Source organism: Streptococcus sp. SS-4456, from assembly GCF_036680365.1.
Lineage (GTDB): Bacteria > Bacillota > Bacilli > Lactobacillales > Streptococcaceae > Streptococcus.
The window spans coordinates 21,148-31,456 of the sequence record NZ_JAVIHI010000024.1; the positions used below are offsets into that span (position 1 = coordinate 21,148).

Consider the following 10,309-nt stretch of genomic DNA (forward strand, 5'->3'; position numbering starts at 1 on the left):
TTTAGTGTATAATGGTTTTTGTAAACGATTGCAGGAGGTGTTGAACATTCTCAAATCAGAACGAAAGCAAGTCATATTAGAACGCATTCAAGCACAACAATTTGTCCGACTGGAAGAATTGATTGATATTCTAGAAACATCCGAATCCACTGTTCGTAGGGATTTGGACGAGTTAGAGAATGAAGGGAAACTTCGAAGAGTACATGGCGGTGCAGAAGCACCAGCTAATTTGCAACTGGAAGAATCCATTCTTGAAAAATCTGTCAAAAACGTTCAAGAAAAACGAATGATTGCCGAGAGAGCAGCTCAGTTGATCATGGACGGCGATGTGATTTTCCTTGATGCAGGAACAACGACTAGTTTACTGATTGATTATCTTCAACAGGAAAATCTGACAGTCGTAACCAATTCCATTAACCACGCTGTCAAGTTGGTTGAACGCAAGATAAAGACCATTATTATAGGTGGTTATGTTAAGCAATCGACCAATGCTTCAGTAGGTGCAATGGCTATGGAACACATTCGACAGCTCAATTTTGATAAGGCCTTTTTGGGAATGAATGGTATTGATAAAAACTATTTTACAACACCAGATATTGAGGAAGCGACCATCAAACGTACCATCATAGACAATGCAAAAGAAAGCTATGTTCTTGTAGATGCGTCAAAAATTGGTCAATTCTCCTTTGCCAAAGTTGCAGCTATTGAAAAAGCCAACATTATCTGTCAATCTTCGGAAAGCAGTTTGTTGGACATCTTAAAAGAAAAAACGAGGGTAATCAAGGTATGATTTATACAGTTACGCTCAACCCAGCGATTGATTATATCGTTCGTTTAGACCATGTCGAAACGGGCAGTGTCAATCGTATGGAGAGTGACGATAAGTATGCCGGCGGTAAGGGAATCAATGTCAGCCGTGTTTTGAAGCGATTGGGCTATCCAAACACAGCGACAGGATTTCTAGGCGGTTTTACCGGTCAGTTCATAAAGGATGGATTGGTTGCTGAAGGCATTGATACCGATTTCGTTCAAGTTGACCAAGATACACGGATTAACGTGAAAATCAAGGCCGACAAAGAAACAGAAATCAATGGTTTAGGCCCGATTGTGACCGATATACAATTGGCAGAACTAGAAATGGTTTTGGCTGGATTGACTAAAGATGACACCGTTGTCTTTGCTGGTTCAGCACCTGCGAGTCTTGGAAATGAAGTCTACAATAGACTTATTCCTGTGGCGAAAAAAGCAGGAGCGCAAGTAGTCTGTGACTTTGAAGGTCAGACACTTCTGGACTCACTTGCTCACCAACCACTCTTGGTCAAGCCGAACAATCATGAATTGGAAGCTATTTTCAATGTTGAATTGAATGGCATGGCAGACATCGAGACCTATGCTAAGAAAATCTTAGACATGGGAGCTCAGAATGTTATCATTTCTATGGCAGGGGACGGAGCCTTGTTGGTTACACCAACGGCAACTTACTTTGCCAAACCAATCAAGGGAACCGTGAAAAATTCTGTCGGAGCTGGAGATTCCATGGTGGCAGGATTCACTGGCGAATACGTTCGCTCACAAGACCCGATTGAAGCTCTCAAATGGGGAGTTGCTTGCGGTACGGCAACAGCCTTTTCAGATGATTTGGCAAGTATCGAATTTATTAAGGAAACTTATGAAAAAGTTGAGGTAGAAACACTATGAAAATTCAAGATGTTTTGAGAAAAGATGTCATGTTGCTTGATTTGCAAGCGACAAGCAAGGAAGCAGTCATCGATGAAATGATTGCTAGCTTGGTAGAAAAAGGATACGTAACTGATTTTGATGTATTCAAAACAGGTATTATGAATCGTGAAGCACAAACTACTACAGGTCTTGGCGATGGTATCGCAATGCCACATGCTAAGAATGCTGCTGTAAAAGAGGCAACTGTTCTCTTTGCTAAATCAAACAAGGGTGTTGACTATGCAAGTCTTGATGGTCAACCAACAGATTTGTTCTTCATGATTGCAGCTCCAGAAGGTGCTAACGATACACACTTGGCAGCCCTTGCTGAATTGTCTAAATACTTGATGAAAGCTGGTTTTGCGGACAAACTTCGTGGTGTTTCTAGCCCAGAAGAAGTCATTGCAGTCTTTGATACAGCTGAAGCAGCAGACAAGGCAGCAGAAGAAGTGGTTGCAGCTCCAAGTGGCGATCGTCCATTTATCGTTGCTGTTACAGCATGTACAACTGGTATTGCTCACACTTACATGGCAGAAGAAGCTCTTAAGAAGCAGGCTGCTGAGATGGGTGTTGACATCAAGGTTGAAACAAACGGTGCGTCTGGGGTTGGTAACAAACTAACTGCTGAAGACATTAAGAATGCGGCAGGTGTTATTATCGCTGCAGATAAGGCTGTTGATATGCCTCGTTTCAATGGCAAACCATTGGTATCTCGTCCAGTTGCAGCTGGTATCAAACAAGCAGAAGAATTGATTAACATCATCTTGGACGGTAAAGCGTCAACTTATACAGCGACAGAAGGAGCAGCTACTGTGGAATCTTCAGAAAAACTTAGCCTTGGTAAAGCATTCTACAAACACTTGATGAGCGGTGTGTCTCAAATGTTGCCATTCGTTATCGGTGGCGGTATCTTGATTGCCCTTGCTTTCCTATTTGATGGTGCCTTGGGTGTGCCACAAGATAGCCTTGGTAGCCTTGGTTCTTACCATGAAATTGCTGCTATGTTCATGAAGATTGGTGGAGCAGCCTTTGGCTTCATGTTGCCACTTCTTGCAGGTTACATTGCTTACTCAATCGCTGAAAAACCAGGTTTGGTTGCAGGTTTCGTAGCTGGTGCAATCGCTAGCAGCGGTCTTGCTTTTGGTAAAATCCCTTACGCAGCTGGTGGTGAAGAAACCCTTGCCCTTGCCGGTGTATCATCTGGTTTCTTGGGTGCCCTCGTTGGTGGTTTCCTTGCTGGTGGTGTAGTTCTTGTTCTTCGTAATGCTTTGCGTAACATGCCAAAATCACTCCAAGGTTTGAATGCAATCTTGCTCTTGCCACTTTTGGGTACAGCTATCACTGGTTTCTTGATGTTCTTTGTCAACATCCCTATGGCAGCAATCAACACTGGTATGAACAACTTCCTTGCTGGTCTTGAAGGTAGCTCTGCTATTCTCCTTGGACTTGTCCTCGGCGGTATGATGGCAGTAGATATGGGTGGTCCAGTAAACAAGGCAGCTTATGTCTTCGGTACAGGTACCCTTGCAGCTACTGTTGCAGACGGTGGTTCTGTAGCGATGGCGGCAGTTATGGCAGGTGGTATGGTTCCACCGTTGGCAGTATTTGTTGCAACCCTTCTTTACAAAAATAAATTCACGCAAGAAGAACGTAACTCAGGTTTGACAAACATCGTTATGGGTCTGTCATTCATCACTGAAGGTGCCATTCCATTTGGTGCGGCTGACCCAGCTCGTGCAATCCCAAGCTTTATCGCAGGTTCTGCCCTTGCAGGTGCCTTGGTAGGTTTGTCAGGTATCCAATTGATGGCTCCACACGGTGGAATCTTCGTCATCGCTTTGACTTCAAATCCATTGCTTTACATCCTGTATGTATTGATCGGTGCAGTAGTTTCAGGTATTCTCTACGGAGCTCTTCGTCAAGCTAAATAAGATTAAAACCTTGTCTTCGGGCAAGGTTTTTTGGCAATTCTCATGCCAACTATGGTATAATAAGCATAGTATTGTTTATAGGAGAAATTAGACATGGAAATCATTCGCGAAAAAGAATTTGTTAATCAGTATCACTTTGATGCACGCAATCAGGCTTGGGAAAAGGAAAATGGAGTACCTCAAACAAAATTGAGTGTTGATTTCCAGTTGTTGGAACGCAGCGAAGAAGAAAGTAAGACGTCAATGGTTACTATTTTAAGCTTCATTATTGTTTTGAATCATCTTGTAATCTCAGGTGCTATGAGCCAAGCCGTTCATCTTCAGGGACGTTATGTCAATGAACCGACTGAATTCACAGAAGAAGAAAAGCGTACTCTTGTTGATCCTTTATTAGATATGTTGAAACGCATGACCTATGACGTTACAGAAATTGCCTTTGATGCCCCTGGTGTAAATTTGGAGTTTTAGAATGAAATTAGCAGTTATTACTGACTCATCAGCTGTTTTAGGGGTAGAACGCGAGGACTTGTTTGTCTTAAATATTCCAGTCAACATTGATGGCGTCAATTATATCGAAGGTCAAAATTTGACCGTTGAGGAATTTTATCAAAAAATGGCCTCATCAAAGGATTTGCCAAAGACCAGCCAACCAAGTTTGATGGAGTTGGACGACATTTTGACAAGTTTGAAAGAGAAAGGCTATACACACGCACTTGGCTTATTCTTGTCATCAGGTATTTCGGGTTTTTACCAAAATATCCAGTATCTGGCAGAAGAATATGAAGGTCTGACGGTTGCCTTTCCAGATACAAAAATAACTTCAGCACCTTTAGGAATGATGGTTGAAAATGTTTTCAAATGGGCTGACTCTGGACTTAGTTTTGACGAAATTTTAGGCAAGTTGGACCAAGAAATTGGAAAGACCACAGCCTTTATTATGGTCGATGACCTTAATCACCTAGTGAAAGGTGGTCGCTTGTCTAATGGTGCAGCTTTATTGGGAAATCTTTTGAGTATCAAGCCAATTCTGTATTTTACAGGCGAGGGTAAGATAGAAGTCTATGAAAAAGTGCGGACGGAGAAGAAGGCCATTAAACGCTTAATCGAAATTCTCCAAGAGCAAACGACTGAAGGACAGTATCAGATTGCTATTATTCACGCCAACGCACCTGAAAAGGCTGAAAACTTTAAGCAGCAGTTGGAAGAAGCAGGAGTGGGTAGTGATTTGCCAATTGTATCATTTGGTTCAGTTATCGGTACACATTTGGGAGAAGGGGCAGTGGCCTTTGGTATTTCTCCCATTATTGAATAGGAGTTTGCATGACAATTAAGGTAATTATCGCAGGATTCAAAGGAAAAATGGGCTCAACGGCTGTTGAGATGGTCAAAGGTGACGCAGCACTTAGTCTGGCTGCCTTGGTGGACCCATTTGCGACAGAAACAGAAGTAGATGGTGTTCCTGTTTTCAAGACCAAAGAAGAAGTTGCCAGCTTAGAAGCTGATGTCTGGGTGGATTTTACAACACCAAAATTTGCCTATGAAAACACCCGTTTTGCCTTGGAAAATGGTTTCGCACCTGTGGTTGGAACGACAGGATTTACCCCTGAAGAAATCGAGGAATTGACTGCCTTATCTGCTGAGAAGGGCTTGGGCGGCTTGATTGCTCCTAACTTTGCTATTGGCGCTATTTTGCTTATGCAATTCGCGGCTCAGGCAGCCAAGTATTTCCCAAATCTTGAAATCATTGAATTGCACCATGATAAGAAGAAAGATGCACCGAGTGGTACGGCTGTCAAAACGGCCGAACTCATTGCACAAGTCCGTCAGTCACAAGTTCAAGGTGCAGCGGATGAAGAAGAACTGATTGCTGGCGCTCGCGGTGCAGAATTTGACGGCTTCCGTATCCACTCAGTACGCTTGCCAGGCCTTGTTGCCCATCAGGAAGTGATTTTTGGGGCACAGGGCGAAGGCTTGACCATTCGTCATGACTCTTACGATCGTATTTCCTTTATGGGCGGTGTCAATCTCGGCATTAAAGAGGTAGTCAAACGCTCACAACTCGTTTATGGTTTGGAACACTTATTATGAAATTAAACAATCTGCCTTCTGAGTTTCAGGAGGCTTTGCCGATTTTAGAGAAAATTAAAGCAGCTGGCTTTGAGGCTTACTTTGTTGGTGGCTCCGTGCGGGATGCTATTTTGGGCAGACCTATTCATGATGTTGACATTGCCACATCTAGCTATCCGCAAGAAACCAAGCAGATTTTTCCTCGGACTATCGATGTGGGGATTGAGCATGGAACTGTCCTAGTCTTGGAAGGCAATAAGGAGTATGAAATCACCACCTTTCGGACAGAGGAGGAGTATGTTGACTTCCGTAGGCCGAGTCAGGTTTCTTTTGTGCGTTCCTTAGAAGAGGATCTCAAACGTCGCGACTTCACAGTCAACGCCTTTGCTCTGGATGAAGAAGCACAGATTGTTGACCTCTTTGATGGGATGACTGACTTAGAAAACCGCACCCTACGGGCTGTAGGCATCCCGGCTGAGCGTTTCAACGAAGATGCCCTCCGTATCATGCGAGGTTTTCGCTTTGCGGCGACCTTGGACTTTGAGATTGAATCGACGACCTTTGAAGCCATGGTTGAAACCGCATCGCTCTTAGAAAAAATCTCTGTGGAGCGCAGTTTTATCGAGTTTGATAAACTCTTGATGGCGGATTTTTGGCGAAAAGGCTTGCGAGCTATGATTGATTCGAAAGCTTACGATTTCTTGCCAGACCTAGCAGACAAGGGTGAAGAGCTTGAAAGTATGCTGACCAGTTTAGTAGAGGACTTCCGATTTTCAACTTCTGAACAGGCTTGGGCCCTGCTCTTTGTCTGCCTCGGTATCGAGAACATCAAGTCCTTCCTGAAAAAATGGAAAACCAGCAATGATTTCCAACGCAGCGCGGTCAAATTGGTAGAGATTTATCAGCTCCGCCAAGCAGGACCTGTTACCAAGCAAATCTGTTTCAAGTATGGCAAAGAATTCTTATACTTGGTAGAGGAACTTCGTCAGGCACAAGGTTTTGTTACAGATTTTGCAGCAATCGATAAGATTGACCAAGCCTTGACTATCCACGACAAGCATGAAATTGTTGTCAATGGAGGACATCTGATGAAGGCATTTGACCTCAAACCAGGTCCAGTATTAGGAGAACTACTCAAAGAGGTGGAATTCCAGATTGTGGAAGGACAGCTAGAAAATGAAGAGCAAGCGATTATGACATTTGTGAAAGGAATCTTATAGAATGAGTGATTTTATCGTTGAACACCTGACTAAATCTGTCGGAGATAAAACGGTCTTTGCTGATCTGTCTTTCATCATCCATCAGGGCGACCGTATCGGGATTATTGGGGTCAATGGTACAGGAAAGACGACTCTGTTGGATGTTCTGTCGGGGCGTATCGGTTTTGATGGAGACGTGTCGCCTTTTCGCACTAAAAATGCCTATAAAATCGCCTATCTGACCCAGGAACCTGATTTTGATAAAAGTAAGACAGTTTTAGACACCGTCCTTTCATCTGACCTCCGTGAAACCCAGCTGATTCGTGAATATGAGCTGCTCTTAGCTCATTACGATGAAGCCAGTCAAGCAAGATTGGAGAAAGTCATGGCAGAGATGGATTCTCTCAATGCTTGGGAGATTGAAAGTCAGGTCAAGACCGTCTTGTCGAAACTCGGGCTAACAGACCTCAACAAGACAGTTGCTGAGTTATCAGGTGGTCTACGTAGACGAGTGCAATTGGCCCAAGTCCTCCTTGGCAATGCTGACTTGCTCTTGCTGGATGAACCGACTAACCACTTGGACATTGATACCATTGAATGGTTGACGACTTTCTTGAAAAATACTAAAAAGTCTGTTCTCTTTATTACCCACGATCGCTATTTCTTGGACAATGTGGCGACACGGATTTTTGAATTGGACCGCGCCAGCTTGACAGAGTATCAGGGCAATTACCAGGACTATGTTCGCTTAAAGGCAGAACAGGACGAGCGAGATGCCGCCCTTCGCCATAAGAAAGAGCAGCTCTACAAACAAGAGCTGGCTTGGATGCGCAGACAACCTCAAGCTCGTGCTACCAAACAGCAGGCCCGTATCAATCGTTTCCATGACCTCAAAGGCGATTTAGCCAACAAGATAGACGATAGCGAACTGGAAATCAATTTTGAAACCTCTCGTATCGGTAAAAAGGTCATTAATTTTGAAAATGTCAGCTTTTCCTATCCTGACAAGCCCATTTTAAAAGACTTTAACCTGCTCATTCAAAACAAGGACCGTATTGGCATTGTCGGTGATAATGGAAAAGGAAAATCTACCCTGCTCAATCTAATCGCAGGTGATTTGCAGGCAGACAGCGGTAAGGTAGATATTGGCGAAACCATCCGTATCGGCTACTTCTCGCAAACAATTAAAGGACTAGACGAAAGCAAGCGGGTCATCAATTTCTTGCAGGAAGTGGCAGAAGAAGCTAAGACGACATCTGGTATGGTTTCTATTGCAGAGCTCTTGGAGCAATTCCTCTTCCCACGTAATACCCATGGTACTTTGATTGAGAAATTGTCAGGTGGGGAGAAGAAGCGACTTTATTTGCTGAAAATTCTCTTGCAACGGCCTAATGTCCTCTTACTGGACGAACCGACTAACGATTTGGACATAGCGACTTTGACAGTCTTGGAACATTTCTTACAGGGCTTTACTGGTCCAGTTATCACTGTTAGTCACGATCGTTATTTCCTAGATAAAGTGGCTAACAAAATTTTGGCCTTCGAGGAAGATGGTATTCAGACCTTCTTTGGTAACTACACAGACTATCTAGATGAGAAGGCCTTTCTGGCTTCCAGCTCTGCCATTTCCTTGGAAAAACCAAAGGAGAAAACCGAGAAGATCAAAGAGAACAAGAAGCGGATGTCCTACTTTGAGAAGCAGGAATGGGCGACCATCGAAGAGGATATTGCTGGCTTAGAGGAGCGGATTGCGGCAATCGAGGCGGAAATGCTGACTTGTGGCAGTGATTTTACAAAATTATCCGATTTGCAGAAGGAATTGGATGAAAAAAACGACCTGCTCTTGGAAAAATATGAGCGGTATGAGTATCTGAGCGAATTGGAGGGCTAGATGAAAGTTCTTGTCATGTCATATATGGTCATCTATCTCTTGGTGACCTTGGGTGCCGCTCTTTTTAGCTATTTTAAGACCAAGAAGATGAATGCTTTACGCTTGATATTTACGGTTTTATCCATGCTCTTGCTGGCTGTCACGCTCTATTTCTACAGTCAGTCTTATCATGCTGTTCAGATGGTGGGATTTGCAATGGGCTTTACTTTTATTTCTACTCTATTTCTCTACAATGGGACCAAGGAAGGTAGTAATTTTACAACAGTGATGCTCTTTTCCATTGGAAGGTTTATCTTGCATATTCAATTTTTAATTTTGCTCTATCTTTTTAGATAGGGCTTTTTTTATACTTACAAATTTATGAAAAGGCTTTACGCAAACCTTTGCATTGTGATATAATAAAGAAAATACATTTGAGGTGATGATTATGTCTAAAAAAATTATTGGTATTGACTTGGGTGGTACATCTGTTAAGTTGGCAATTCTGACGACTGATGGTGAGATTCAAGAAAAATGGTCTATCAAGACAAATATTTTGGATGAAGGAAGTCACATTGTTCCTGATATCATTGACAGCATCAAACATCGTTTTGAAACTCATGGTTTGACAAAGGATGATTTCTTGGGTGTTGGTATGGGTTCGCCTGGTGTGGTTGATAGCGAAGCTGGTACTGTTATCGGTGCCTATAACCTCAACTGGAAAACCTTGCAATTGGTTAAAGAGCAGTTTGAATCTGCCCTTGGTTTACCATTCTTTATCGACAATGATGCAAACGTAGCGGCCCTTGGTGAGCAGTGGGTTGGTGCAGGAAACAACAATCCAAACGTAGTCTTTATGACCCTTGGTACAGGTGTCGGTGGTGGCGTTATCGCTGCAGGAAACTTGATTCGTGGTGTCAAAGGTGCTGGTGGCGAATTGGGCCATATCACAGTTGACTTTGATGAGCCATTTGCATGTACTTGTGGTAAGAAAGGTTGTCTAGAAACCGTTGCTTCAGCGACAGGTATTGTCAACCTTAGCCGCCGTTATGCTGATCAATACGCTGGCGATGCAAAACTGAAACAAATGATTGATGATGGGCAAGATGTAACGGCTAAAGATGTCTTTGATTTGGCAAAAGAAGGTGATGATTTGGCTTTGATTGTCTACCGTCACTTCTCAGACTACCTAGGTGTTGCTTGTGCAAACATTGCTGCAGTCCTCAATCCTGCCTACATCGTTCTTGGTGGTGGTGTATCAGCTGCAGGAGAGTTCTTATTGGATGGTGTTCGTAAAGTCTTTGCTGAAAATAGCTTCCCACAAATCAAGGAAAGCACGCAAATTGTCTTGGCAACACGTGGCAATGATGCAGGTGTCTTAGGTGCTGCATCACTCGTTTTGAAATAATATCTAAAGCAGAGGGGACTCTGCTCAGATTGCAGACAAACATCGTTTTGGTGTTTGTCTTTTTTACTGTTTTTAGAGAAAAATGGCTGTTTTAATGCTGAAACCACCCCATCTG

10 protein-coding genes and 1 pseudogene are annotated in these 10,309 nt (G+C 43.2%); 10 read left to right on the forward strand and 1 reads right to left on the reverse strand.

The window, feature by feature from the left end:
* Positions 1–40 precede the first annotated feature (40 nt).
* From RFK25_RS07600 to RFK25_RS07645, 10 genes are all read left to right on the forward strand, one after another.
* Positions 41–790, forward strand: a complete 750-nt coding sequence (locus tag RFK25_RS07600) for a DeoR/GlpR family DNA-binding transcription regulator (protein WP_332412736.1) — start codon at positions 41–43, stop codon at positions 788–790.
* Positions 787–1,698: a 1-phosphofructokinase gene (gene pfkB, locus RFK25_RS07605; protein WP_332412738.1), complete on the forward strand. Its 912-nt coding sequence runs from the start codon at positions 787–789 to the stop codon at positions 1,696–1,698. Before RFK25_RS07600 ends, pfkB begins: the two co-directional genes overlap by 4 nt.
* Positions 1,695–3,650 (forward strand): PTS fructose transporter subunit IIABC, encoded by a 1,956-nt coding sequence (locus RFK25_RS07610; RefSeq protein WP_332412739.1) that lies wholly within the window; start codon positions 1,695–1,697, stop codon positions 3,648–3,650. Before pfkB ends, RFK25_RS07610 begins: the two co-directional genes overlap by 4 nt.
* A 93-nt stretch (positions 3,651–3,743) precedes the next feature.
* On the forward strand, positions 3,744–4,118 hold the full coding sequence (locus RFK25_RS07615; RefSeq protein ID WP_332412741.1) for a DUF1149 family protein: 375 nt from the start codon (positions 3,744–3,746) through the stop codon (positions 4,116–4,118).
* 1 nt (position 4,119) lies between these two features.
* Positions 4,120–4,962 (forward strand): DegV family protein, encoded by an 843-nt coding sequence (locus RFK25_RS07620; RefSeq protein WP_332412742.1) that lies wholly within the window; start codon positions 4,120–4,122, stop codon positions 4,960–4,962.
* 8 nt (positions 4,963–4,970) lie between these two features.
* The gene (gene dapB, locus RFK25_RS07625; protein ID WP_332412743.1) at positions 4,971–5,738 is read left to right on the forward strand and encodes a 4-hydroxy-tetrahydrodipicolinate reductase; all 768 of its coding nucleotides are present in this window, start codon (positions 4,971–4,973) and stop codon (positions 5,736–5,738) included.
* Positions 5,735–6,937 carry a CCA tRNA nucleotidyltransferase gene (locus RFK25_RS07630; protein WP_332412744.1) on the forward strand — a complete coding sequence of 401 codons (1,203 nt, stop codon included), beginning with the start codon at positions 5,735–5,737 and terminating at the stop codon, positions 6,935–6,937. The genes dapB and RFK25_RS07630 overlap by 4 nt, the downstream gene beginning before the upstream one ends.
* 1 nt (position 6,938) lies before the next feature.
* Positions 6,939–8,807: an ABC-F family ATP-binding cassette domain-containing protein gene (locus RFK25_RS07635; protein ID WP_332412745.1), complete on the forward strand. Its 1,869-nt coding sequence runs from the start codon at positions 6,939–6,941 to the stop codon at positions 8,805–8,807.
* A complete protein-coding gene (locus RFK25_RS07640; RefSeq protein ID WP_105145530.1) occupies positions 8,808–9,143 on the forward strand; it encodes a hypothetical protein in 336 nt (111 codons plus the stop codon).
* 91 nt (positions 9,144–9,234) lie between these two features.
* The gene (locus RFK25_RS07645) at positions 9,235–10,194 is read left to right on the forward strand and encodes an ROK family glucokinase (protein WP_332412747.1); all 960 of its coding nucleotides are present in this window, start codon (positions 9,235–9,237) and stop codon (positions 10,192–10,194) included.
* Here the strand turns inward: RFK25_RS07645 and RFK25_RS07650 are convergent.
* Positions 10,112–10,309: pseudogene (locus tag RFK25_RS07650) on the reverse strand (hypothetical protein); the annotation flags it as partial. The gene RFK25_RS07645 and the pseudogene RFK25_RS07650 sit on opposite strands and share 83 nt — an antisense overlap.

Bases quoted from the DNA above. Each gene is read 5' to 3' on its own strand.
- pfkB (WP_332412738.1), top strand. From the start codon at position 787: ATGATTTATACAGTTACGCTCAACCCAGCGATTGATTATATCGTTCGT.
- RFK25_RS07610 (WP_332412739.1), top strand. From the start codon at position 1,695: ATGAAAATTCAAGATGTTTTGAGAAAAGATGTCATGTTGCTTGATTTG.
- RFK25_RS07615 (WP_332412741.1), top strand. From the start codon at position 3,744: ATGGAAATCATTCGCGAAAAAGAATTTGTTAATCAGTATCACTTTGAT.
- RFK25_RS07620 (WP_332412742.1), top strand. From the start codon at position 4,120: ATGAAATTAGCAGTTATTACTGACTCATCAGCTGTTTTAGGGGTAGAA.
- dapB (WP_332412743.1), top strand. From the start codon at position 4,971: ATGACAATTAAGGTAATTATCGCAGGATTCAAAGGAAAAATGGGCTCA.
- RFK25_RS07630 (WP_332412744.1), top strand. From the start codon at position 5,735: ATGAAATTAAACAATCTGCCTTCTGAGTTTCAGGAGGCTTTGCCGATT.
- RFK25_RS07635 (WP_332412745.1), top strand. From the start codon at position 6,939: ATGAGTGATTTTATCGTTGAACACCTGACTAAATCTGTCGGAGATAAA.
- RFK25_RS07640 (WP_105145530.1), top strand. From the start codon at position 8,808: ATGAAAGTTCTTGTCATGTCATATATGGTCATCTATCTCTTGGTGACC.
- RFK25_RS07645 (WP_332412747.1), top strand. From the start codon at position 9,235: ATGTCTAAAAAAATTATTGGTATTGACTTGGGTGGTACATCTGTTAAG.